This window comes from Amycolatopsis oliviviridis (assembly GCF_014654365.1).
Lineage (GTDB): Bacteria > Actinomycetota > Actinomycetes > Mycobacteriales > Pseudonocardiaceae > Amycolatopsis > Amycolatopsis oliviviridis.
Map to the genome: position 1 here is coordinate 450094 of NZ_BNAY01000003.1, position 21885 is coordinate 471978.

Annotated in this window: 25 protein-coding genes and 1 pseudogene; 16 read left to right on the top strand and 10 right to left on the bottom strand. The window is 69.9% G+C overall.

What is annotated here, in order from left to right; genetic code table 11:
• The first annotated feature begins 8 nt into the window (after nt 1-8).
• The 4 genes from IE302_RS15230 to IE302_RS15245 all read left to right on the top strand — a co-directional run bounded on the left by IE302_RS15230 (nt 9) and on the right by IE302_RS15245 (nt 4191).
• Nucleotides 9-1436 carry a DHA2 family efflux MFS transporter permease subunit gene (locus IE302_RS15230; protein ID WP_191255170.1) on the top strand — a complete coding sequence of 476 codons (1428 nt, stop codon included), beginning with the start codon at nt 9-11 and terminating at the stop codon, nt 1434-1436.
• A 31-nt stretch (nt 1437-1467) separates the two neighbouring features.
• Entirely contained in the window at nt 1468-2460 is a 993-nt protein-coding gene (locus IE302_RS15235) for an isopenicillin N synthase family dioxygenase (protein ID WP_191255171.1), read from the top strand.
• 105 nt (nt 2461-2565) lie between these two features.
• Complete coding sequence (locus IE302_RS15240; RefSeq protein WP_229907822.1) at nt 2566-2961, top strand: YciI family protein; 396 nt, start codon at nt 2566-2568, stop codon at nt 2959-2961.
• On the top strand, nt 2962-4191 hold the full coding sequence (locus IE302_RS15245; protein ID WP_191255173.1) for an RNA polymerase sigma factor: 1230 nt from the start codon (nt 2962-2964) through the stop codon (nt 4189-4191).
• Between the two features lie 58 nt (nt 4192-4249).
• On the opposite strand, the gene IE302_RS15250 is transcribed toward IE302_RS15245, so the two are convergent.
• Together IE302_RS15250 and IE302_RS42760 are read right to left on the bottom strand one after the other, a co-directional pair.
• Nucleotides 4250-5107, bottom strand: a complete 858-nt coding sequence (locus tag IE302_RS15250) for a DUF11 domain-containing protein (protein ID WP_191255174.1) — start codon at nt 5105-5107, stop codon at nt 4250-4252.
• Nucleotides 5108-5323: 216 nt separating this feature from the next.
• Nucleotides 5324-5500 (bottom strand): hypothetical protein, encoded by a 177-nt coding sequence (locus tag IE302_RS42760; RefSeq protein ID WP_229907777.1) that lies wholly within the window; start codon nt 5498-5500, stop codon nt 5324-5326.
• Here IE302_RS42760 and IE302_RS15255 point away from each other — a divergent pair.
• Nucleotides 5496-5861 (top strand): MarR family transcriptional regulator, encoded by a 366-nt coding sequence (locus tag IE302_RS15255; protein WP_444541941.1) that lies wholly within the window; start codon nt 5496-5498, stop codon nt 5859-5861. The genes IE302_RS42760 and IE302_RS15255 overlap by 5 nt on opposite strands.
• On the opposite strand, the gene IE302_RS15260 is transcribed toward IE302_RS15255, so the two are convergent.
• Nucleotides 5858-6646 (bottom strand): class I SAM-dependent methyltransferase, encoded by a 789-nt coding sequence (locus IE302_RS15260; protein ID WP_191255175.1) that lies wholly within the window; start codon nt 6644-6646, stop codon nt 5858-5860. The genes IE302_RS15255 and IE302_RS15260 overlap by 4 nt on opposite strands.
• 176 nt (nt 6647-6822) lie before the next feature.
• On the opposite strand from IE302_RS15260, the gene IE302_RS15265 reads away from it, so the two are divergent.
• Nucleotides 6823-7476, top strand: a complete 654-nt coding sequence (locus IE302_RS15265) for an NAD(P)-dependent oxidoreductase (RefSeq protein ID WP_191255176.1) — start codon at nt 6823-6825, stop codon at nt 7474-7476.
• A 70-nt stretch (nt 7477-7546) separates the two neighbouring features.
• Nucleotides 7547-8758, top strand: coding sequence for a hypothetical protein (locus IE302_RS15270; protein WP_191255177.1), 1212 nt, complete (start codon nt 7547-7549; stop codon nt 8756-8758).
• Nucleotides 8759-8840: 82 nt separating this feature from the next.
• On the opposite strand, the gene IE302_RS15275 is transcribed toward IE302_RS15270, so the two are convergent.
• Nucleotides 8841-9761: a PAC2 family protein gene (locus IE302_RS15275; protein WP_191255178.1), complete on the bottom strand. Its 921-nt coding sequence runs from the start codon at nt 9759-9761 to the stop codon at nt 8841-8843.
• A 105-nt stretch (nt 9762-9866) separates the two neighbouring features.
• Between IE302_RS15275 and IE302_RS15280 the strand changes: the two genes are divergently transcribed.
• Together IE302_RS15280 and IE302_RS15285 are read left to right on the top strand one after the other, a co-directional pair.
• Nucleotides 9867-10421: a PH domain-containing protein gene (locus tag IE302_RS15280; RefSeq protein WP_191255179.1), complete on the top strand. Its 555-nt coding sequence runs from the start codon at nt 9867-9869 to the stop codon at nt 10419-10421.
• Nucleotides 10418-11947, top strand: coding sequence for a PH domain-containing protein (locus IE302_RS15285; RefSeq protein ID WP_191255180.1), 1530 nt, complete (start codon nt 10418-10420; stop codon nt 11945-11947). The genes IE302_RS15280 and IE302_RS15285 overlap by 4 nt, the downstream gene beginning before the upstream one ends.
• On the opposite strand, the gene IE302_RS15290 is transcribed toward IE302_RS15285, so the two are convergent.
• Complete coding sequence (locus IE302_RS15290; RefSeq protein ID WP_191255181.1) at nt 11938-12846, bottom strand: SDR family oxidoreductase; 909 nt, start codon at nt 12844-12846, stop codon at nt 11938-11940. The genes IE302_RS15285 and IE302_RS15290 overlap by 10 nt on opposite strands.
• Before the next feature lie 112 nt (nt 12847-12958).
• On the opposite strand from IE302_RS15290, the pseudogene IE302_RS42765 reads away from it, so the two are divergent.
• The 3 genes and pseudogenes from IE302_RS42765 to IE302_RS15300 form a co-directional block, all read left to right on the top strand.
• Nucleotides 12959-13153: pseudogene (locus tag IE302_RS42765) on the top strand (helix-turn-helix domain-containing protein); the annotation flags it as partial.
• A gap of 36 nt (nt 13154-13189) precedes the next feature.
• A complete protein-coding gene (locus IE302_RS15295) occupies nt 13190-13735 on the top strand; it encodes an IclR family transcriptional regulator (RefSeq protein WP_229907823.1) in 546 nt (181 codons plus the stop codon).
• A gap of 53 nt (nt 13736-13788) precedes the next feature.
• Nucleotides 13789-14283: a GNAT family N-acetyltransferase gene (locus tag IE302_RS15300; protein WP_191255182.1), complete on the top strand. Its 495-nt coding sequence runs from the start codon at nt 13789-13791 to the stop codon at nt 14281-14283.
• Here the strand turns inward: IE302_RS15300 and IE302_RS15305 are convergent.
• Nucleotides 14280-15641: a flavin monoamine oxidase family protein gene (locus IE302_RS15305; protein WP_191255183.1), complete on the bottom strand. Its 1362-nt coding sequence runs from the start codon at nt 15639-15641 to the stop codon at nt 14280-14282. The genes IE302_RS15300 and IE302_RS15305 overlap by 4 nt on opposite strands.
• A gap of 61 nt (nt 15642-15702) precedes the next feature.
• Between IE302_RS15305 and IE302_RS15310 the strand changes: the two genes are divergently transcribed.
• The 3 genes from IE302_RS15310 to IE302_RS15320 all read left to right on the top strand — a co-directional run bounded on the left by IE302_RS15310 (nt 15703) and on the right by IE302_RS15320 (nt 17082).
• On the top strand, nt 15703-16293 hold the full coding sequence (locus IE302_RS15310; protein WP_191255184.1) for a TetR/AcrR family transcriptional regulator: 591 nt from the start codon (nt 15703-15705) through the stop codon (nt 16291-16293).
• Between the two features lie 193 nt (nt 16294-16486).
• Complete coding sequence (locus tag IE302_RS15315) at nt 16487-16681, top strand: hypothetical protein (RefSeq protein WP_005150488.1); 195 nt, start codon at nt 16487-16489, stop codon at nt 16679-16681.
• Entirely contained in the window at nt 16660-17082 is a 423-nt protein-coding gene (locus IE302_RS15320; protein WP_191255185.1) for a VOC family protein, read from the top strand. The genes IE302_RS15315 and IE302_RS15320 overlap by 22 nt, the downstream gene beginning before the upstream one ends.
• A gap of 284 nt (nt 17083-17366) precedes the next feature.
• Here IE302_RS15320 and IE302_RS15325 read toward each other — a convergent pair whose 3' ends face one another.
• Genes IE302_RS15325 through IE302_RS15335 form a run of 3 tightly spaced genes read right to left on the bottom strand, consistent with a single transcriptional unit; the run spans nt 17367 to nt 19289 of the window.
• Entirely contained in the window at nt 17367-18275 is a 909-nt protein-coding gene (locus IE302_RS15325; protein ID WP_191255186.1) for an NAD-dependent epimerase/dehydratase family protein, read from the bottom strand.
• Nucleotides 18272-18877 (bottom strand): dihydrofolate reductase family protein, encoded by a 606-nt coding sequence (locus tag IE302_RS15330; RefSeq protein WP_191255187.1) that lies wholly within the window; start codon nt 18875-18877, stop codon nt 18272-18274. The genes IE302_RS15325 and IE302_RS15330 overlap by 4 nt, the downstream gene beginning before the upstream one ends.
• A gap of 1 nt (nt 18878) precedes the next feature.
• Complete coding sequence (locus IE302_RS15335) at nt 18879-19289, bottom strand: alpha/beta hydrolase fold domain-containing protein (RefSeq protein ID WP_191255188.1); 411 nt, start codon at nt 19287-19289, stop codon at nt 18879-18881.
• A 107-nt stretch (nt 19290-19396) separates the two neighbouring features.
• Between IE302_RS15335 and IE302_RS15340 the strand changes: the two genes are divergently transcribed.
• Complete coding sequence (locus tag IE302_RS15340) at nt 19397-20578, top strand: alpha/beta hydrolase fold domain-containing protein (RefSeq protein WP_191255189.1); 1182 nt, start codon at nt 19397-19399, stop codon at nt 20576-20578.
• A gap of 8 nt (nt 20579-20586) precedes the next feature.
• On the opposite strand, the gene IE302_RS15345 is transcribed toward IE302_RS15340, so the two are convergent.
• Entirely contained in the window at nt 20587-21858 is a 1272-nt protein-coding gene (locus tag IE302_RS15345; protein ID WP_191255190.1) for an aminotransferase family protein, read from the bottom strand.
• Nucleotides 21859-21885: the final 27 nt, after the last annotated feature.

Below are 21885 nucleotides of genomic sequence, written 5' to 3' on the forward strand. Positions count from 1 at the left end.
GAGGACGGATGACGGCACGAACCAGGTCCTGGTCCGCGCTTTTCGCACTGTGCCTGGGTTTCTTCATGGTCATGCTGGACGTCAGCATCGTGAACATCGCGGTGCCGTCGATGGTGCGCGAACTCGGCACCGACCTGACCACGGTGATCTGGGTGACCAGCGTGTACCTGCTCGCCTACGCCGTCCCGATCCTGCCCGCCGGCAGGCTGGGTGACCGGCTCGGGCCGAAACGCGTCTTCGTCGCCGGGCTCCTGGTGTTCACCGCTGCCTCGCTGTGGTGCGGGCTTTCCGGCAGTGTGGAGACGCTGATCGTCGCCCGCGCGGTGCAGGGTTTCGGCGCCGCGTTGCTGACCCCGCAGACCACGGCCTTCATCACGCATCTGTTCCCGCCGGACGAACGCGGCCCGGCGATGGGCGCCTGGGGCAGTGTCGCGGGCCTCGCCATGATCACCGGCCCGGTGCTGGGCGGCGTGCTGGTCGACCGGCTCGGCTGGGAGTGGATCTTCTTCGCGAACGTCCCCGTCGGGCTGCTCGCGTTGACGCTCACCGTGTTCCTCGTCCCGGACTGGCGGCCGGGCAACTCGCACCGCTTCGACATCCCGGGAATCCTGCTCTTCGGCGCGGGTCTCGTGTGCGTCGTCTTCGGTATCCAAAATGGACAGACCTACGACTGGGGAACGGTCGTCGCGGGAATCGGGGTCTTCCCCATCATCGGGACGGGGTTGCTGCTCCTGGGGATCTTCGTCCTGTGGCAGCGGGCCAACCGCCGCGAGCCGCTGCTGCCGTTGCGGATCTTCCGCCATCGCGACTTCTCCCTCGGCGCCGCGTCCGCGGTGATGGTCGGGTTCGCGATGACCAGCATGCTCCTGCTGCTCGTCATCTACGTCCAGTCGGTGCTCGGCCTGTCCCCGGCCGACGCCGGTCTGCTCATCGCGCCACTCGCCGTGGTGTCCGGCTCCGTCGCGCCGTTCGCCGGCCGGTTGTCGGACCGGGTCAATCCCAAGTACCTGCTGATGTTCGGGCTGCTCTCACTGGGCTGCGGCCTCGGCGTCGTCTCGCTGGTGATCATCCCGGCGAGCTCGCCGCAGGCCCTCATCCCCGGGCTGCTGCTCTGCGGTCTCGGTGTCGGGTTCACCTTCTCCCCGATGAGCAACGTGACCCTCAACGCGGTCGAGCGTTCGCTGGTCGGCAGCGCCTCGGGCATCTTCAACACCGCGCGTCAGGTCGGCGGGGTGCTCGGGAGCGCGGCTGTCGGTGTCCTGGTTCAGACACGGACCGGCGAGGCGGCGGCGCTCACCGACGCGGTCAAGACCACCTTCCTGCTTCCTGTCGGCGTGTTGTTCCTCGGCCTGCTGTGCTCGGCGGGCATGCGGGCCGGGCAACGGCGGCCGATCGGGCGGCACAGATCGCCCGATCGGATGACCGTGACCCGGTGATCACCGGTCGTGGCCTGGTTACCGTCGAAGGATGACTCTCGTACCGACGGTCGACCTGAGCACCTGGGAAAACGGCGATCGCGCGAAGCTCGCGCACACCGTCGACGAGGCATTGCGGCGTGTCGGGTTCCTCCAGGTCGTCGGGCATGGAATCCCGCGGGCGACGATCGACGACATGTGCGAAGCGACCGCCGCGTTCTTCGCGCTCCCTGTCGGGGAGAAGCTCCGATCCGCGCCCGCCGACCGCGCCTCGGATCGCGGCTACGCGGCCGAAGGCACCGAAGGTCTGGCGTACAGCCTCGGCGAGACGACACCGCCCGACCTGTCGGAGTCCTTCGTCATCGGCGCGGAGCACATCGACGGCGAGGATCCGTACGGTTTCTTCGTCCCCAACATCTGGCCCGGCTCGCCGGAGCGGCTGCGGTCCGCCCTCACCGAGTACGAGGCCGAGGCACACCGCGTCGCGCGGGTGCTGCTGGAGATCTTCGAGCAGGCGCTCGGCCTCCCCGGCGGCCACCTCGGCGCGTACACCCGGCATCCGACGCGCACCCTGCGGGTCAATCACTTCGAGCGCCGCGCCGGAGCGCCCGAACCGCTGCCGGGCCAGATGCGGCTCGGCGCGCACACCGACTACGGCATCGTCACCGTCCTCTACGCCGATCCCGTCCCCGGCCTGCAGATCCACGGCCCCGACGGCGCCTGGCACGACGTCGTCCCCGACGAAGGCGCGCTCGTGGTGAACCTCGGCGACCTCACCGCGCAGTGGACCAACGACCGCTGGCGCTCCACGCTGCACCGGGTCGTGCCGCCGTCCGGGCCGGGGCCGTCGCGGCGGCGGAGCGTGGCGTTCTTCTTCGACGGCGACCACGACGCCCGGTTCGAATGCCTCCCGACCTGCCGATCTCCCGAAAATCCGCCGAAGTATCCGCCGGTCCTCGGAGGTGAGCACCTCTACGCGAAGATCACCGGCGGGCGCACCCTCGAACCGTCCGACGCGATGAACACCGCCGCCGATCGAAACTGAGGGAGAATCCCCGGAGAACGATGTCCGGTCCTGTCCGGCGGCTCCGACGTCTCCGGCAGAAGGCACCGGAGCGGTGCCCGCCGAGAGGAGACGACCGTGAAGTACATGATCATGATGATGGGGTCGCAGCAGGATCTCGAAACCATGGGCGGCAAGTGGAGCGCCGAAGACATCACGGCCCTGCACGAGTTCATGGGCAAATGGAACAACGACCTGGTCGAGACCGGCGAGTTCGTCGACGCGCAGGGGCTCTCCCAGCCGGCGCACGCACGCCGCATCTCGCTGCGCGACGGCGCTCCGGTGGTGACGGACGGCCCGTACGCCGAGACGCAGGAGGTCCTGGTCGGCTACACGATCGTCGACTGCGCGAGCTACGACCGCGCGACCGAGATCGCGGCCAAGCTGGCGGACACCCCGTTCCCGGAAGGCTTCGACCTCCAGCGCGACTGGTACGTCGACATCCGGCCGTGCGCCGACAGCTTCGAAGAACTGGAGCTCTAGGTGCCGGACAGCGGCGCCGAGGATCTGCTGCGTGAGCTGTCACCGCAGGTCCTCGGCGCCGTCGTCCGCCGGTACGGTCACTTCGACCTGGCGGAGGACGCGACGCAGGAGGCGCTTCTCGCGGCCTCGGCGCAATGGCCCGTCGAGGGGCGGCCGGACAATCCACGCGCGTGGCTGATCACGGTCGCTTCGCGGCGGCTGACCGATCTGCTCCGTGCCGAACAGGCGCGGCGGCGTCGCGAGGACGCCGTCGTCCAGCGGACGCTGCCGGAGGAACACCTCGCGCCCGCGGCGGACCGGCGGGCGGCCGATTCGGACGACACGCTCATCCTGCTCTTCCTGTGCTGCCACCCGTCCCTGTCGCCCGCGTCGCAGATCGCGCTGACGCTGCGGGCGGTCGGCGGTCTCACCACGGCGGAGATCGCCCGCGCGTTCCTGGTCCCCGAGTCGACGATGACGCGGCGGATCAGCCGCGCGAAGACCGGTATCAAGAGCAGCGGCGTCCCGTTCGGCATGCCGCCGGAAGCCGACCGTGCCGCGCGGCTCGACGCCGTGCTCCACGTGCTGTACCTGATCTTCAACGAGGGGTACGCCAGCACGTCCGGTCCCGATCTGGTGCGGACCGAACTCGCCGCCGAAGCCATCCGGCTGACCAGGATCGTCCATCGGCTGCTGCCGGACGACAGCGAGGTCACCGGGCTGCTCGCGCTGATGCTGCTCACCGACGCGCGCCGTCCGGCGAGGACGGGACCGGACGGCGCGCCGATCCCGATGTCCGAACAGGACCGGGATCGCTGGAACGGCGAGTACATCGCCGAGGGCATCGCGCTGCTGTCCGGCGCGCTGCCGCACGGGCCGACCGGGCAGTTCCAGATCCAGGCGGCGATCGCCGCGCTGCACGACGAGGCGCCGGGCGCCGAAGAGACCGATTGGCCGCAGATCGAGGCGCTGTACGAACTACTGCTGCGTCTCTCGGACAATCCCGTGGTGGCGCTGAACCACGCTGTCGCCGTCGGGATGGCGCGTGGACCGCGAGAAGGCCTGGCGGCCTTGGAAAAGCTCGGCGACCGGCTCCCCGGCGACCACCGGTTCCACGCCGCCCGCGCGCATCTACTCGAAATGGCCGGGGAAACCGCCGGCGCCGTCGAGTCCTATGTGGAGGCCGCGCGACGCGCGACAAGCCTTCCGCACCAACGCTACCTGCACTCGCGCGCCGCTCGCTTACGGTGACGCAATTCGGCACCTGCTTGCGGAGGTTCGTCGCAAGCAGGTGCCGAGTCGCGTTGTGCTAGCAGCTGAGCAACAAGCCGGTGATCGCCGTGCAGGTCGACGTCGACGTGTTGTTGGCCGCGTTCGGGTCCGCGACGGAACTCTGCGTGATCTTCGCGGTCGTCTTGACCGGCCCGATGGTCAGCAGCCCGGCGGCCACCGAGAACTTGGCCGTGACACTGGCTCCGGACGCGAGCGACGGGAAGTCGCAGTTGACGATCTTCGTGCCGCTCGGGTGCGAGCACGCGGAGGAGCCGGTGAAGCCCAGGCCGTTGCCGAGGGTCGACGCCACCCGGATCCCGGAAGCCGTGGCGGGACCGGCGTTGGTGACCTTGACCGTGTAGTCGATCGACGACGTCAGGATCCCGCGCGGGGACGCGGTCAGCGTGACACCGAGGTCGGCGGTGCTCGGCGTGCCGGTGACGGTGAGCACGGGACCGTCGAGGATCTCGAAGCTGTAGTTGTCACCGACGAACTGGTGCTGCAGGGTGACGCTGCCCAGCGGGGCGTCGTCCTTGACCCGGAAGGTGAACACCACGGTCTTGCTCTGACCGGGCGTCACGGAGCCGACGCCGCCGCGGATGCTGCCGCCGAGCATGTCGCAGGCGAACGCGCCCGGGCAGGACACCAGGTCGACGATCCCCGGCAGCGAGGATTCCTTGCCGTAGAGCGTCGCCTTGCCACCTTCGATGGTGGACGTCGCGTCGGCGTTGTAGACGGTCTGCGAGACGGTGAACGTCTGTCCACGTTGGACAGTGGTCGGAGATACCTCCACCGCGCTGGTCGGCGGGGCGGCGACGGCGGAAGGCGGCGTGACGAGCATGATCGCGGCCACGGCGGCCACGAGGGACAGCAGCGAGGCTCTTCGAAGCTTCATCCTGTTCTCACTATTCCGGTCGGGGGCGTTTCGCCGATCGGTTCGGACAACGATCAGTCGCCCCGGAACGGACATTCGTTACCAGTGTCTCCCGCCAGGTGGCCCGACGGTCTCACCCGCTCGGAGTAGTCACTTTCGCATTCCGGGAGCACAGCGCGGGTCTTCGGTCAGCAGTTCGATCATCGCTCGTTCCCAAGCTGTGACTAAAGCGGCCGGTCAAGGCGCCGTCGCCCCTTCACCGCGGAGCGCCGGGAGCAGATTCGCTTCCTCGTAGGCGAAATGCGCTTCCAGCCCGCCGGCGATCCGCTCGAACTCCCCGCGCAACGCGGCGCTTTCGACCGCCCCCTCGCCCCGCAGCAACGCGTCGAGGTCGAGCAGCGCGAAGCGGATCAAGATCCCCGAAGAACTCCAGTCGCTGTCGCTGGCACCGCGTCACTTGTCGCTGCTGTCGTACCTGCTCTTCGACGGGCCGATGACGGTGAACGAACTGGCCGAACGGCTCGAGGTCGCCCCGACCACGGTGAGCCTGATGGTCGGCGAGCTGAGCAAGAAGGACGTGCTCGACCGGCGCGAGGACGAGGCGGACCGGCGACGGCGGATCGTCGCCATCGCCGAACGGATGCGGCCCGCGATCGACGGCTGGCTCGCCCAGGGCGCCCGCGCCTGGCAGAAGGCGCTCTCGCCGCTGACCCCGGCCGAGCGCCGCCTGTTCATCGACACGTTGCGGGCTTACGAGGACGGACTCACCGGCTAGGTGATCCGGACGGTGACCTGGTTGTCCGCGTAGGTGTAGGCCACGTATTCGAATTCGACGCCGGTGCGTTCGACGTATTCCAGCCACGCCTTGTGTTCGTGCTGCTGCCAGCCCGGGTAATTGAAGAACTCGTCGAAGTGCACGATGCTGCCCGGCCGCAGGCGCGGGCCCGCCAGCTCCAGCACGGTTTTCGCCGAGCTGTACAGATCGCCGTCCACGTGCAGGAAATCGACGACGCCTTCGTGCTTCTCGAGAAAGCCGGGAAGGGTGTCGGCGAAGAGGCCGACGACGAGTTCGGCACCGGGGACGTCCGGCAGGTCGTCCCGCGCGAACGAACCGGCGGGCATCCCGTTGAGCCAGTTCTCCGGCAGGCCCTGGAACCAGTCGAACCCGTAGGTCTCGACGCCCCCGCGTGCCTTGGCGATCACGCGCAGTGTGTTCCCGCTGGCGACGCCGAATTCGAGCGCCATCCCGCCCGACGGGGCAAGGGAAAGCGCGTACGCGAGTGTCTCTTGTGGACGCGCGAAGTGCTTTGTCCCGGTCAGATGCTCACGGGCGAAACGATTGCTGTCCCGCGCCGCGTCCTGATCACCGGCGTAGATCATGTCGCGACGGCTGCGGATTTCGAACTCGATGACGCGATCGAAACAGCGATCCCCTTGCCGGACGATCTCCGCGCGCAGTTCCGCGGCGACGCGTTCCAGTTCCTCCGTATAAGGATCATGAAATCGCCGCGCGAGCCGGTGCAGGCGCCGGCCGACGGTGCCGCGGGCCGATCGGCCCAAGGTTTTCAGGGCTGATCGGGTACCAGGTGACGCATTCCGGGACGATACACCAGCACCGTTCGGGTGAACGGCTCCAGAACACCGGGACCGGTTTCGTTGCGGTAACCGAGGGGTCCGCTCCTAGCATCGCGTTCATCGCCGGTGATCGATCACCGGCACGGGAAACAAGGAGCACGATGAGCAGGATCGTCATCTTCGGGGCGGGCGGACGCGGAGGGCGACGCGCCGTCGCCGAAGCCGTGAGCCGCGGCCATCAGGTCACCGCCGCCGTCCGGGATCCCCTGCGGCACAAGGATCTCGCCGGGGACCGCGTCACCTTGACCACCGCGGACGTCACGGTCGCGGACGACGTCGCGAAGGCCGCCGACGGGCACGACGCCGCGATCAGTTCCCTCTACCGCGCGGATCTCCCGGCACGGGAGTTCTACCCGGCCGCCGCGCACGCGCTGATCGGCGGCCTCGGCCGGGCCGGTGTCCCGAGACTGGTCGTCGTCGGCGTCGGATCGGCGCTGGAGATCTCGCCGGGCGTCGCGTTCCACGACCAGCCCGGGTGGCCGCCGGAGCACCGGGAATTCTCGCTCGGGCACACGGCGGAACTGGAGGTCTTCCGTGCGTCCGGCGACGGCCTCGACTGGGTGATCGTCGCGCCGCCGCCCGTGATGCTCGACGAACACGCCGCCCGCACGGGCGAATACCGCAGCGGGGACCACCGGGTGCTGCCGCGCGCGGAGGACGCGGGACCGTTCTCCTACGCGGATCTCGCTGTCGCACTGGTCGACGAGATCGAACGGCCGAGGCATGCGAAGGAAATGTTCGCCATCGATCACTGATGGGAGACAACCTTCCAGCCGGGTTGTCCGTAAAGGGTTCACGTAACCGCGACAACTGGAAGGGTCCCAGATGCGAGGCGTAGCAAGACGATCCGCGCTGACCGTGTCCGGTCTGGTCCTCGGCCTGTCCGGCCTGCTCACGAGCACGGCCGCGGCGAGCGAGGGCTGGCAGCTGGAACAACCGCTGGACAGCACGGCGAACCGGATCTATTTCGGCGTCACCGCCACCGGCGCGAACGACGCCTGGACCGTCGGCAGCGCCTGGACCGGCAGCGCCGAAGTCCCGGTCGCGGTCCACTGGGACGGCACGAAATGGGCCGACACCATCACCGCCCCGGTCACCGGCACCCGGCTCTCCGACGTCTCCGCCTCGGCGCCGGACAACGTCTGGGTCGCCGGTGACCGGACCACCGAAGCGGGCACACGGCGACCGGCGCGCCTGCCCCGAGCGGCCGGCCCGCGCGCGGCCGCGTCGACGTCCACCGTGATCCAGCGGTGGGACGGCAAGGCGTGGACCGACGTCGAACACCCGAAACCGCCGGCGGGAATGGACGGTTTCCCCGTCGACATCGCCGCGTTCTCACCGAGTTCGGTCTGGCTGGTCTCCTCCGACTTCGATCCGAAGACGGGCACCTCGGCTTACCACCTCGAACACTGGACCGGGAAGGCCTGGGAGCCGGTCGAGATCCCGCAGGTCGGCGCCCGCCCGCTCCAGCCGACCCGGGTCAGCGGCACCGGGGACGACGACCTGTGGGTCTCCGCGGCCGCCACGACGGACGGCAAGGAGACCCCGTTCCTGCTGCATTGGGACGGCAAGAGCTGGCGGCAGGTCGAGGTCCCCGTGCCGTCGGAGTACCGCACCGGCTGGCTGGTCAACCACGTCGTCCCCGACGGCCGCGGCTCTGTCTACGTCGTCGGCCGGGTGAACGAATGGAACCCGACCGGCATCCCGGCGTTCGTCACGCGCTGGGACGGGCAGAAGTGGGCTCCGCTGGCGGCGAGCCCGTTCGACGAGATCAACGCGGCCGCGCTCGACGGCTCCGGGAAGCTGTGGACCGCGGGCTGGGTACCCGGTGACGCCCACATCCTGATGGCCGTGTGGAACGGGACGGAATGGCGGAAGGACGCGCTTCCGCCGGAGGTGGCCAAGACGGCCGAAGGCAGTTCGATCCTCGGGTTCACCGGCGTTCCCGGGACCCCGGGCGTGCTGGCCGCCGGGCTCGGCAGCTCGGGCGGGCTGCAGAGCACCTGGGGCGTGATCGCCTCACTGGGCCTGCGCTGACGCTGCTGTTCTCGCGTGAAGGCCCCCTTCCCTCGGCTGAGCCGAGGGAAGGGGGCCTTCACGCGCTGATCCCGGATGAGCCTCAGCGCTCCGGGGTGTCCCCGCCGTTCTGCTCGGCCAGGAACCGCTCGAACTGGCTGCCCAGCTCTTCGGCGGTCGGCATGTGCTCGACCGACTCCGCGAGCAGGCTTTCCTTGCTCGACGCCTCCATGAAGGTGTCGTACTGCTGCTCCAGCGCGCGCACCACGTCGGCGACCTTCTCCGAGCCGGCGACCTGGCGGGCGATCTCGGCTTCCGCCTCCTGCGAGGCCTCCCGCAGATCGCTGTCCGGCAGGTTCAGCCCGGTCGCCCCGGCGACGGCCTCGAGCAGGTGCAGCGCGGCGCTCGGGTACGTCGAGTCCGCCAGGTAGTGCGGCACGTGCGCGGCGAAGCCGGACGCGTCGTGTCCCCATTCGCCGAAGCGGAACTCCAGCAGCGCCGCGGCACTGCCCGGTACCTGCATCCGGTTGGGCAGCGGACGGTGGTCGCCGACCAGTTCGTCCCGGGTCGCGTGCGCGGTCACCCCGAGCGGGCGGGTGTGCGGCGCGCCCATCGGGATGCCGTGGAAACCGGTGGTGAGCCGGACGCCCCAGCGTTCGACCAGGCTCCGCACGGCCGTGCAGAACCACTCCCAGCCGTGGTCCGGTTCCGGCCCGGTGAGCAGCAGGAACGGCACGCCGTCGGCGTCGTGCAGCAGGTGGACGACCAGTTCGGGGGCGTCGTAGTCCTCCCAGCGGTCGATGGAGTAGGTCATCGTCGGGCGGCGCGAGCGGTAGTCGAAGAAGCGATCGATGTCGAAGCGCGCGATCACGCGGTGCTCGGAGGAGCTCAGGAGGTGTTCGGCGACGAGCTTGCCCGCCGACCCCGCGTCCATGAACCCGTCGAAGTAGTGCAGGAGCACGGCCCCGCCGAGGTCAGGGACGTCCGAGTCCACCTCGTACAGGTCTTCCGGGTCCAGCGCCACCAGATCCTCCAGGTTTCGTGCTTACAACCGTCTACGGGTGGCAACGCCCCGATAGGGGGTATCCATTCCGCCGACCGTGGCAGGAATCCTATCGGCCCGTGACAGGTGTCGTGGGCGGTCCGCGCCGAGGTGGTGCAGGCTGAAGGAGTGACTGAAGAGACAGCGACGGCGGAACGGCTCACCCTGCGCCCGCCCGCCAACCGGGTCAGCCGCCGGGCCATGGGCTACTGGGCGGTGTGGGCCGCTGTCGGCTGGGTGATCCTCGTCGGTGCGCAGGCCGTGTTCGTGTTCACCAGCGACGACGCGCCGACGTGGCTCGTGGTGACCTTGACCATCTCGTGCGTGCTGGCGCCGCTGCATCTGCTGGTCATGCCGCAGTGGCGGTACCGGATCCACCGCTGGGAGGTCACCGGCGAGGCCGTGTACACCCAGGAAGGCTGGCTCAAACAGGACTGGCGGATCGCACCGATCTCGCGGATCCAGACCGTCGACATCGAACGCGACCCGGTCGAGCAGCTGTTCCGGCTGGCGAAACTCACCGTGACGACGGCGTCGGCCGCGGGCCCGGTCAAGATCTCCGGTCTCGACCACGCCGACGCGCTGGCGCTGGCCGCGGAACTCACGAAGACCACGCAGGCCACCCCGGGTGACGCGACATGAGCACCGAAGCGCTCCCGGACGCCGCCGTCGATCACTGGCACCGCCTCGACCGCCGGATGCTGCTGATCCGGCCGGTGCTCGACGTCGTCAAATCGCTGCCGGTGCTGATCGGGACGGTGCTCCTCGGCCGCGGCAACGGCTGGGAGTGGATCGGGCTGGGCGTCACCGCGCTGACCGTGTTCGTCGGCGTCTCGCACGTGCTCACCTCGCGGTACCGCATCGCCGACGGGCAGGTGGAATGGTCCACGGGCCTGTTGCTGCGCAAGCATCGCGCGATCCCGCTGGACCGGATCCGCACGGTCGACGTCACCTCGGAGCCGAAGCACCGCCTGTTCTCCCTCAGCGCCGTGCGCATCGGCACCGGACGGCATTCACTCGGCCAGGGCGCGGGCGACGACCAGCTCGTGCTCGACGCCGTCAGCGAGACCGAGGCACACCGGTTGCGCACGGTTCTCCTGCACCGCAAGGAAGTCTCGACCGGCTCGGACGCCGAGGCCGCGCCGCCACCGGAGCAGGTGGTGGCGGAGGTCGACCGGAAGTGGGTGCGGTACGCGCCGTTCACGCTGTCCGGGCTCGCCGTGGTGGGCGCGGTGTTCGCCGCGGTCTGGCATTTCGCGCACCAGCTGAACATCGACCCGGAGAACGTCGGGCCGCTGCGGGACCTCATGGACGATCTGGCGAACACGGCGGTGTGGCTGATCGTGGTCGTCGCGGCGGTCGCCCTGCTGGTGGTCGTCTCGCTGCTTTCCGTCGGCGGTTACCTGCTCTCGTTCTGGAACTTCAAGCTCACCCGCGAAACCGAGGGCACGCTGCACATCCGGCGCGGGCTGGTCACCACGCGTTCGGTGTCCATCGAAGAAGACCGGCTTCGCGGCGTCGAGGTGAAGGAAACGCTGCCGCTGCGGATCGCGGGCGGGGCGCGGCTCACCGCGATCGCGGGCGGGCTGCGCGAGGGCAAGGGCGGGGACAAGGGCGGCGGGCTCCTGCTGCCGCCCGCGCCCGTCGGCCGGGTCCACGAGGTCGCGGCCGAGGTGCTGCGGGAGAACTTCGACCCGGCGACCGTGCCGCTGAACCGGCATCCGCGGCGGGCGCTGACCCGGCGGCTCACCCGGGCCGTCGGCGGCGTCCTGTTCCTGGCGGCGGTGCTGTTCGGCCTGTCCTGGATCGACTTCCTGCCGTCGTGGATGTGGCAGGTCGCGCTCGGCCTGGTGCCGTTCGCCGCGCTCGTGGGCTGGGACCGCTACCGCAATCTCGGTCACGCGATCGTCGGGCGCTACCTGGTCAGCCGGTCCGGTTCGCTGGCGCGCGAGACCGTGGCGATCCGGCGCGAAGGGATCACCGGGATGGTCGTCAGCCGCTCGTTCTTCCAGCGCCGCGCCGGCCTGATCACGGTGACCGCCCCGATCGCGGCGGGCACGGGCGGCTATCGGGTGGTCGACGTCGGCGAATCGGCCGGGCTGGCGATGGCGGAACAGGCCGCGCCCGGTCTGCTCACGCCGTTCCTGCGGCGGGAGACTCAGCGGTAGCCGGTGACGTCCGCCGGTTTGCCGGGATCCTGGACCTCGACGAGATAGCGCCAGCTGTCGGGACGGCTACCGTCGAGGTCGGTGAATCCGTATTCCTTCGCCAATTCACCACTGGAAACCGATTTCCCGTTCCAGCGCGCGACTTCCGGGTCACCGGCCAGCGCCGCGACCGCCCTCCCGACGAACGCCGGGCTTTCAGAAATGGCGAAGTGGGGCTGCACCTTCGTCGCTTCGCGCCAATTCTCTTCGGTGACCTGATAAGCGTCGAGCATCGCCTCGGAACGCAACCAGCCCGGGGTGACCGCGACCGCGGTACCGCCGTGCGACGCCAATTCGTGGGCGAGCGCGAACGCCATCCTGTTCACCGCGGTCTTGGCAAGGTCGTAGAAGAAGGAAACGCGGTAGTTCTCCGAGTTGTAGCCGGTGGTCCCGTCGTTGACCTCGACGACCAGCGCGCCCGGCTTCCTGATCATGAGCGGGAGCGCGAAATGGCTGGTGATGGCGTGGGTGTCGACGGCGAGCCGCAGCGTCCGCAGCCCGGTGTCCAAAGTGGATTCCCAGACGGTCTTGTTCCATTCGATGGGCGCGCCGTAGATATCGTTGACCAGCACGTCCAGCGCACCCTGTTCGGCGTCGATCCGTTCCACCAGTTCGCGGACCTCGTCGGCCACCAAATGGTCGACGGCGATCGCGATCCCGTGCCCGCCCGCCCGGTCGACGAGCGCCGCGGTCTCCTCGATCGTCTCCGGGCGATTCATTTCCGATCTGCGGGAACCGGTGCTGCGGCCGGTCACGTAAACGGTCGCGCCGGCGGCACCCAGCTGGACCGCTATTCCCCGTCCTGCCCCGCGGGTCGCCCCGGCGACCAACGCGATCTTGCCCGCCAATGGCTTTTCCATCGCCCGAACCTAGCAAGAAGTCAGCTTGTTCGTGGACCAAAGTCCCTGGCCCGCTATTCACACAATGTGCTACGTTCTTGACTCTTTGTGATTGCCCCGGCGAGAGGTCGAGATGACACCTGCCGCACGATCCCTGGACACCGCTCCCCCGAAACGCACCCCCGGCGCCAGCAGCTCACGCAAAGTACTTCAGCTGCTGCTCTCCTTTTCCGAGCGCCGCTGGGACGCGAGTGTCGCCGAACTCGCAGCGAGGATCGGCACCCCCGTGGCGACGACGTATCGCTATGTCGCGCTACTGAAGGAACTTCAACTCTTAGAGGAGGGAAAGACAGGGCGCTATCACGTGACAAGCCAGGTGATGCCGCTCGCCAGGGCCGCGCAACTGGCGAACGACCTCGCCCGGCTGGCACGCCCGGCGATGGAGGAGGCGGCACGCGACCTCGGTGAGACGGTGTTGCTGTTCCAGCATTTCGGCGATTCCGCGGTCTGCGCGGACCGGGTCGAATGCGAACGCGCGATGCGGTTCACCTTCCAGCCGGGCCATTCCGTCCCGCTCGGCGCCGGCGCGTCGGGCAAGATGCTGCTCGCGATGCTGCCGGAGGGCGAACGCGAAAGACGGCTTTCGTCGATCGTCCAGCGTCGCGGACCGAGCGTGCGGGAAGAGGTCAAACGCGCCGGGACCAACCGGTATTCGGTCAGCTGGGGCGAACTGGACGAGGGCGTCTGGTCGTGTTCGGTGCCGATCCCGAGCACCGGGCACCGGCCCGCGGTGCTGACCCTGGCCGCCCCGGCGACCCGGATCAGCGACGACGCGAAACGGGCCGCCATCGTCACGCTCCAGTCGTACGCGAGCAGGATCCACCGGGCCGTCTCGTCGTTTTCCCTCTGACGTGAAGGAAATTCGCGCGCGCCTGGTCCCCGCGACGCGATAGAACTCGTCCCGTGATCCGACTCGCCGTACCCGAAGACCTGCCCGTGCTCCAGGACATCGAGCGCGCGGCGGGCGAACCGTTCCGCGCGCTCGGCATGGCCGCGATCGCCGACGACGACCCGCCGTCGATCGAGGAACTCGCACACTTCCGGGACGCGGGCCGGGCCTGGGTGTACGACACCGGCGACGGCCCGGTGGCGTACCTGCTCGCCGAGGTCGTCGACGGCCACGGCCACATCGAGCAGGTGTCCGTCCATCCGGATCACGCGCGGCGCGGTCTCGGACGGCGGCTGATCGAGCACGCCGCGGACTGGGCCGCGCGCGAAGGACTCGCGGGGCTGACGCTGACGACGTACGCCGAGGTGCCGTGGAACGCGCCGTACTACGCCCGGCTCGGCTTCACGACTCTCGACGAGGAGAGTCTCACCGAGGGTCTGCGAGCCGTCCGGGCCCACGAGGTCGCCCGCGGACTGGACGCCTGGCCGCGGGTGACCATGCGGCGCTAGGCCTTGTCCTGCAAGGCTGAGGCGATTTCGCGGGCGACGCGGTGGCCGGATTCGGCGGCACCGTCGAGATAACCCGCCCAGCGCGTGGCGGTTTCGGTGCCCGCCCAGTGCATCGGCCCGATCGGCGCGCGCAGAGCGGGACCGAAACGGGTGAGCGTGCCGGGTGTGGTGAAGGCGCCGTAGCAACCGCGGCTGAACTCCTCCTCCGCCCAGTCGCGTTCCAGGTACGCGATCGGATTCCGGGCCCGCGGCCCGAAGTAGCCGGCGAGGTCGTCGAGCACCCGGGCGCGGCGGTCCGCGGGGTCCAGCCGCGCGCCGACGTCGGCGTGCCGTCCTTCGAGGAAGCCGACGAGCACCGCGGGCGACCCGCCGTGCGGGGTGTTGTCGAACACCGTGCCCAAGGGCCGCCGGTCGCTGTTGGCCTGGCCGCTCAACCCTTCCGCGCGCCAGAAGGGCTCGTCGTAGACGACGTTGACCTTGATCACCCGCCCCATCGGCATGCGCTGGACGAGCTGGTCGCGATCGCCGGGCAGGCCCGGGGTGAACCTCAGGCGCGCCGCGAGCGTCGGCGGCACCGCGATCACGGCGCGCCGCGCGCGGACGACCGTGGCACCGGCCCGGACCCGGACACCCGAGGTCTCCCATTCGATGTCCGTCACCGGGGCGCCGAGAACGACGCTGTCGCCGAGTTCTTCGGCGAGCGCGAGCGCGATGCGCTGCGTTCCGCCGACGACCCGGTCCTGCTGCGCGCCGCCCGCGGTCTCGATCATCATGTCCAGGCCGCCCGCCGCGTTGATGTACCAGGCCGCCCAGAGCGCGGACAGATCCTCGGGTTCGGCGGAGAACACCGCCTCGGAGATCACCCGGAGGAACGACCGGCCCGCCGTGGTGCGAGCGGTCCGCCGCAGCCAGGTCGCGAAGGTCTGGCCGTCCAGTTCCGCCGCCCGTTTGGCCAGCCATGGCTCGGCCGTCGGCACCCCTCGCGCGAGGCGGTCCAGCCGCAGCTGGGTCTGGCCGATGTCGGCCAGTGCCACGGGACCCAGGCGCGGGATCCGGCCGGTGTACTCGCTGCGGCGCCCGGCGAACTCGGCGATGCGCCTGCCCGTGTCGTAGGTGGGGTAGGTGCTCAGCCCCAGTTCCTTGATCAGCGCGAGCGCCTCGTGCTGACCCGGCCCCACCCACTGGCCGCCCACCTCGATCGGGCCGCCGCCGGGGAGTTCGCCGTTGAGCAGCCTGCCGCCCACCCGGTCACGGGCCTCCAGTACCAGCACCTCGGCCCCGGTCCGGGCGAGGTCACGCGCGGCGACCAGGCCCGCGATCCCCGCTCCGACGACCACCACGTCCACCGACCGCTCCATCGCCGCCCACCTTCATACAGTCAGTATCTGACATACAGAGTGTATGTGATAGTCATGTCGAATGGAATCGGTGCGCGTGAAGTACGCGGAGCACACCCGCCAGGCCTTGTTCGACACCGGCCTGCGCCTGTTCGCCGAGCGCGAGTACGCGAGCCTGTCCGCGGAGGAGCTCGTCCGCACGGCGGGGCTGACCCGCGGCGCGCTCTACCACCACTTCGACGGCAAACGCGGCCTCTTCGAGGCGGTCGTGGACGAGCTGGAACAGCAAGCGGCGAGCCGCATCAAGACGGCGATCGCCTCGTCCGAAGACCCCTTCGAGCGCACCGAACGCGGCGTCACGGAGTTCCTCGCCGTCTGCGCCGAACCCCGGTACCGCCACGTCGTGCTCCTGCAGGGGCCGATCGCGCTCGGCTGGCGCCGCTGGCGGGAACTCGACCAGCTGCACCTCGGCGGCCTGGTCGACGACACGGTCAAGGCGATGCTCGACACCTCGCGGATCCGGCCGCATCCGGCCAGGCTGCTCGCCGCCGCCTTCTACGGGGCGCTGACCGAACTGGCGCTGGTGATCGCCGAGACCGACGACCCCGACGAGGCGCGGACACAGGCCGCCGGCCTGGTCCAAGACCTGATCGCCGGCTTGTCCCTTTCGTGAGGCGCCGGCTCGCCTAGGTACGTGAAGGCCCCCTTCATGTACCTACGCGCAAGCAAGGGGGCCTTCATGCACCTCGGGATGACCCGCGCGGGGGGTCGGATTGGCCGCCGTAGTCGAACGTGTGTTCTACTGTCCGCGCCGGCCCCGGAGGGGGAAGCTCCGCGGGCCGGCACCGGACTTCAGGGAGGCACGGATGGCGGTCAAGATCACCCATCTCACCAACGGCCAGCAGGTGCGCTTCGCCAACGCGGACGGCGCCCGGCGCTACGCCGAGATCATGGGCGGCGGGGTCGACAAATGGCGGTTCACCGTGGTCAGCGGGCCTGAGCGCCCGGAATTGTCGGTGGGGGTCGTTAACGTGCCGGTATGGCGTATGACTTCCAGGTGACCGTCGACTCCTCTCATCCGCACGACCTCGCCGACTGGTGGGCCGAGATGCTCGGCTGGCAGGTCGAGGGGAGCAACGAGGAGTTCATCCGCGAGATGGTCGCGAAGGGGTACGCCCAGGAAGAGGCGACGACCACGCACAAGGGTGTCCTGGTGTGGAAGGACGGCGCGGCGATCGTCCACCCCGAGACCAAACAGCGGTTCCTCTTCCAGCTGGTGCCCGAGGGGAAGACGGTGAAGAACCGCCTGCACCTCGACATCCGGATGGGGGCGGACAAGATCGAGGCCGAACTCGAACGGCTGACCGCCCGCGGTGCGACGTTCCTGCACCGCGGCAAGCAGGGGCCCGCCGAGTGGATCACGATCGCGGACCCGGAGGGCAACGAACTCTGCCTCTCCTAGGGCGGGCCCACGAGGCCCCGCCACTGGGGGTGTCATGAAGGGACCTGGTCCCGTCGGCTGTTCCCTTCATGACCGAGCGCGCGGCCCTCGTGCGCGTCAGGCCCCGCGATTCGGTACCGAGTCGCGGGGTGTGACCTGAAGGGGCCTTTCGTGGCGGATTTCGCCAGGAAAGGCCCCTTCATCGCGTCGAACGAGATCGCCGCTCAATCACGCGAGTTCCGCCTTCAATCACGCAAGTTCCGCGTCTGATCACGCGAGTCACGCCTTCTCGCAAGACCGACGTCTCACCGCGAGTTGTTCTTCCGCCAAGCCACATAGTCCGCGACGGCCGCCGCGACGTCGAAAGCCGGTGCGAAGCCGGTGTCCTCGGCGAGCCGGGAGACGTCGAGGTGCGGCCCGGTCTGTCCGCCCGGCCGGAGGTCGAGCCGGAGTCCCGGGGTGATCGCTTCCAGCGCGCCCACGAGTTCCCGCTGGCGGAGCGGCCGTCCGCGGGACACGTTGTAGGTGTTGTGCCGCAAGGTTTCCGTGGTCATGAGCAAAGCGATCGCGCGGCCCGCGTCGGGCGCGTAGCAGCTGTCACCGCCGTCGTCGGCGAGCAGCGGCGACGGCCGCTCACCGCGGAGGACGGCGCTGATGTACGGCGGGATGGGGTTGAACGACGATTCCGGGTCCATCAGCGGACCCCAGACACTCCCGATCCGCAGCACGACCGGCCGGACCCCGCTGCCCGCGAGAGCGTGCGCGGTCAGCGCCTCCACCGCCTTCTTGAAGGCGATGATCAGATGCGGCAGATCCACGGAAGGCAGGGCGAGTTCTTCGTGCCAAGGGGAAACCGTCTGTCCGATGTAGACACCGAGGCTGCTGGCGACGGCGAACCTCCCGACACCCCAGGTGCGGGCGGCGTCCAGCGCGTTGAGCAGGGCGGTCGTGTCCGTGCGGAAGAAGCCGACCGGATCCTCGCCGGGGATGGTCCCGGCGAGGTGGACGATGTCCCCGATTTCGTGCCGGTCCGCGAGCGCCAGAAAGGCGTCCCGGTCGGTGACGTCGAGGGATTCGACGGTCACCCGGCCGTCGAGGAACGACGGGACCTCGGTGCGGCGATGGGCCGTGACCACGACGTCGTGGCCGAGGTCGGTGAGCGCGCGGGCGGTATGGGCACCGATCATGCCCAGCCCGCCGGTGACGAGGATCATCGGCCGACCCCGTAGTGGAGATGGGTCACGCCAGGCGCCGGGATCGCTTGCAACAGACGGAGTTCCACATGTTCCGGGAGTTCGTTGAAGAACCTCCTGCCCTTGCCGAGCAGGATCGGCACCTGATGGAGGATCACCTCGTCGACCAGCCCCGCGGCCAGCGCGGAGGTGACCAGACCGCCGCCCATCAGGCCGACGTCCTTGGTGCCGGCGATCTCGCGCGCCGTGGCGATGGCGTCCTCGACGCCGGTGGTGATCACCGTCTGCCCGCCACCGGATTCGGGCACGGGACAGTGCGTGACGAGGACCATCGGCGCCGTCGGATGCGGGCTCCCGCCACCGAACCGGCCGGAATGCTCGTAGGTGGTGCGCCCGACGACGATCGCGCCGATCCGGCTCGCGATGGTGTCGAAGAACCGCGCGCTCGGTTCGCTCAGCTTGAAGCCGTCGAACACCTCACTCGGGGTGTCGCCGTCGAAATACCAGTCGAACAGCGTCGGCGCGTCGCCGAGCCCGCTTCCGAACTCCTCGGCGCCCTCGAGCGGTTTTCCGCTGATGAAGCCGTCCACTGAGACGGCGAGGCCGGTGAAGACCTTGCTCATGTCATTCCTCCAGGATTCGTTTCGGCCGGCCGACGTGGGCGGCGATACCCCCAGCACCGCCGTCCACCTCGCGCACCGGCGGCCAGCCCTGTTCCTTCGCGTACTTCGCGACGCGGGCGGCCAGTTCGGCTCCCGGTCCTTCCCCCGCGACCAGCACCGGCCCCGGATCGGCCCCCAGGCTCCGGGCGTGCGCCGCCGCCCACTCCAGCAGCGCCCGCCACGCCGGGAACGCGGGCAATCCGGCGGCGATCACCACCGCCCCGCGGCCCGCGACCCGTTCGGCGCCTGCCCCGTCCGGGGCGAACCACAACACCAACGGGGCAGCGGCAGACTCCCCGGGAGGCCAGTGCACCCGCGCGACCCCGCCCCGCATCCGCAGCTCGGCGACGCGCTGACCTGCTGTTTCGGCCATGAACAACCCTGTCACGGGCGAGGCCGGAAAGGGAAAGACCGATCCCGCATGACGTTCTTGCGCGGAACGCATCACCACGGCCGGTGCGGGCGGGGATACTCGACGCCATGTCCGAACGTCCCGCCGGGCCGCGGCTGCTGGGCATGCCCTCGGCCGCCGACGCGATCGAGCTCAAACACCTGCGGGCGTTCGCCGCGGTCGCCGACGAACTCAACTTCAGCCGGGCCGCGAACCGGCTGTTCGTCTCCCAGCCCGCCCTCAGCCGCCAGATCAAGGCGCTGGAGCAGCTGATCGGCTGTCAGCTGCTGCGCCGCTCGACCCACCGCGTCGAACTGACCCTCGCCGGTGAGGCGCTGCTGGGCGCCACTCTCCCGTTGCTGTCCGACATGGACGACGCGATCGCCCTCACCCGATCGGTCGGTGGCGAGGTGAACGCCCGGGTCACGCAGCTGTGGAACTCGGTCGCCGAGGACGGCGGAGACGGTCTCGCGGCGATGCGTGAAGCCTTCGAAGCGCTCAACGCCCAGCTCCCCGTCCCGGAAGGCACCGTGGTGCGGCCGGTCCAGACCGACGGCGTGTCCTCACTGGTGGTCGCCCCCGGACCGGGGCACCGGCCGAGCGTGCTGCACCTGCACGGCGGCGGGTACATCGCGGGCTCGGCCTTCGGTTACCGCCCGCTGGCCGGCGCGCTGGCGGCGGCGACCGGCACCGCCGTGCTGGTGCCGGACTACCGGCTCGCCCCGGAGCATCCCTTCCCCGCCGCGCTGGAGGACGCGCTCCGCGCCTACCGCTGGCTGCTCGGCCAGGGCACGGATCCGGAGCGGCTGACCGTCAGCGGCGACTCGGCGGGCGGCGGGCTGGCCGTTTCCCTGCTGCTCAAGCTGAAGGAGGAGGGCCTGCCCCAGCCGGGCAAAGCCGTCCTGCTGTGCCCGGCGGTGGACGTGGTGGATCCGCCGGACGGCGGCACCCCGGTCGCGCGGTGGTTCTCGCTCTACGTCCGTGATCACCCGCCGACGGATCCCCTGCTGAACGTCTTCGCGGGTGACCTGTCCGGGTTGCCGCCGCTGCTCGTCCAGTCAGGTACCGAGGACGTGACGCTGCCCGAGACGCGCCGCTTCGTCGATCAGGCCCGTGCGCAGGGGCTCGACGTGCGCTTCGACCTGTATCCGGTCAGCACGCACGTCTTCCACCTGTTCTGGTCGTTCCTGCCCGAGGCCGCGGACGCCCTCGAACAGGTCGCCGGTTTCCTCGGCGCGGACGAAGGCGGTTCCGCGGCCGAAGCCGGCTAGGCCGCGTCCTAGACGAGCTTGTCCAGGGCGCGCGGCAAGGCCGTCGCGAGCTGGTCGAGTTCGGCCTCCCCGGCGATCAACGGCGGCGAGACCGCGATCCCCTTGGCCAGGTTCCGCACCAGGACACCTTCGTCGCGCGCCAGGCGCTGGAGCCGGTTCGCCGCGCCGGGGTTCGCCGCGACGACGTCGGCCTTCAGTTCGACCGCGGCGAGGAAGCCCAATCCGGCCCGAACCTCGGCGACCAGCGGATGCGAAACGAGACCGGAAAGCGCGTCCGCCAGCGGCTTCTCCAGTTCCCGCCCGCGCGGGATGAGCCCGTCCCGTTCGTAGATGTCCAGTGTCGCGTTGCCCGCCGCGCAGGCGACGGGATGCCCCGCGTAGGTCGCGCCGTGCCGCAGCACCGGCGCGCCCGGCTCGCCGGTGAAGAACGGCTCGGCCACCCTCGGCGCGACGATCAGCGCGCCCAGCGGGATCGTCCCGCCGGTGATGCCCTTCGCGGTCGTGATCATGTCCGGTTTCACGGCCCACCGGTCGATCCCGAACCAGGTGCCCAGCCGCCCGAACGCGGCGATCACGCAGTCCGCGACGAACAGCACGTCGTGCTTGCGGCAGATCTCGGCGACCGTCTCGATGTACCCGTCCGGCGGCAGCAGGACGCCGCCCGCGCCGATCACCGGTTCGCAGAAGAAGGCCGCGACCCGCTCGGCCCCGACCCGCAGGATCTCCGCTTCGAGCGCTTCGGCGCTGTCGTACGGGACGTGCGAGATGTCGCCCGGCAGCGGTCCGAAACCGGCGGCGTTGGCCGCGATGCCGCCGACGGCCGTGCCGAATCCGTGCGTGCCGTGGTAGCCCTGCACCCGCCCGATGACGTGCACCTTCTCCGGGCGTCCGGTGTGCGCGAAGTACGAGCGGGCGATCTTGACCGCGGTGTCGATGACGTCACCGCCGCCCGAACCGAAGAACACCTTCGAGCCCGGTTCCGGTGTCAGCTCGGAGACCCGCTCGGCGAGCTTCAGCGCGGGTTCGTTGGCGTTGTAGCCGAACAGGTTGTACGAGTCGAGCGTCCGCAGCTGGTCCGCGACGGCCCGGGCGATCTCCTCGCGCCCGTGCCCGAAGTTCGCGTACCAGAGCGACGCGGTCGCGTCGAAGTACCGCTTCCCCTCGTCGTCCCAGACGTAGCAACCCTCGCCGCGGGTGATGACGAGCCGGTCACCGTCGACCGCTCCCATGTCCGCGAAGGGGTGCCACAGCGGATTGCGCGCGGACGCCGACGAAACCATGTTCTTCCTCCTCGTGCTCGTGCCCCC

Bases quoted from the DNA above. Each gene is read 5' to 3' on its own strand.
- IE302_RS15230 (WP_191255170.1), top strand. From the start codon at position 9: ATGACGGCACGAACCAGGTCCTGGTCCGCGCTTTTCGCACTGTGCCTG.
- IE302_RS15235 (WP_191255171.1), top strand. From the start codon at position 1,468: ATGACTCTCGTACCGACGGTCGACCTGAGCACCTGGGAAAACGGCGAT.
- IE302_RS15240 (WP_229907822.1), top strand. From the start codon at position 2,566: ATGATCATGATGATGGGGTCGCAGCAGGATCTCGAAACCATGGGCGGC.
- IE302_RS15250 (WP_191255174.1), bottom strand. From the start codon at position 5,107: ATGAAGCTTCGAAGAGCCTCGCTGCTGTCCCTCGTGGCCGCCGTGGCC.
- IE302_RS15265 (WP_191255176.1), top strand. From the start codon at position 6,823: ATGAGCAGGATCGTCATCTTCGGGGCGGGCGGACGCGGAGGGCGACGC.
- IE302_RS15270 (WP_191255177.1), top strand. From the start codon at position 7,547: ATGCGAGGCGTAGCAAGACGATCCGCGCTGACCGTGTCCGGTCTGGTC.
- IE302_RS15285 (WP_191255180.1), top strand. From the start codon at position 10,418: ATGAGCACCGAAGCGCTCCCGGACGCCGCCGTCGATCACTGGCACCGC.
- IE302_RS15290 (WP_191255181.1), bottom strand. From the start codon at position 12,846: ATGGAAAAGCCATTGGCGGGCAAGATCGCGTTGGTCGCCGGGGCGACC.
- IE302_RS15305 (WP_191255183.1), bottom strand. From the start codon at position 15,641: ATGGAGCGGTCGGTGGACGTGGTGGTCGTCGGAGCGGGGATCGCGGGC.
- IE302_RS15310 (WP_191255184.1), top strand. From the start codon at position 15,703: ATGGAATCGGTGCGCGTGAAGTACGCGGAGCACACCCGCCAGGCCTTG.
- IE302_RS15315 (WP_005150488.1), top strand. From the start codon at position 16,487: ATGGCGGTCAAGATCACCCATCTCACCAACGGCCAGCAGGTGCGCTTC.
- IE302_RS15320 (WP_191255185.1), top strand. From the start codon at position 16,660: ATGGCGTATGACTTCCAGGTGACCGTCGACTCCTCTCATCCGCACGAC.
- IE302_RS15325 (WP_191255186.1), bottom strand. From the start codon at position 18,275: ATGATCCTCGTCACCGGCGGGCTGGGCATGATCGGTGCCCATACCGCC.
- IE302_RS15330 (WP_191255187.1), bottom strand. From the start codon at position 18,877: ATGAGCAAGGTCTTCACCGGCCTCGCCGTCTCAGTGGACGGCTTCATC.
- IE302_RS15335 (WP_191255188.1), bottom strand. From the start codon at position 19,289: ATGGCCGAAACAGCAGGTCAGCGCGTCGCCGAGCTGCGGATGCGGGGC.
- IE302_RS15340 (WP_191255189.1), top strand. From the start codon at position 19,397: ATGTCCGAACGTCCCGCCGGGCCGCGGCTGCTGGGCATGCCCTCGGCC.
- IE302_RS15345 (WP_191255190.1), bottom strand. From the start codon at position 21,858: ATGGTTTCGTCGGCGTCCGCGCGCAATCCGCTGTGGCACCCCTTCGCG.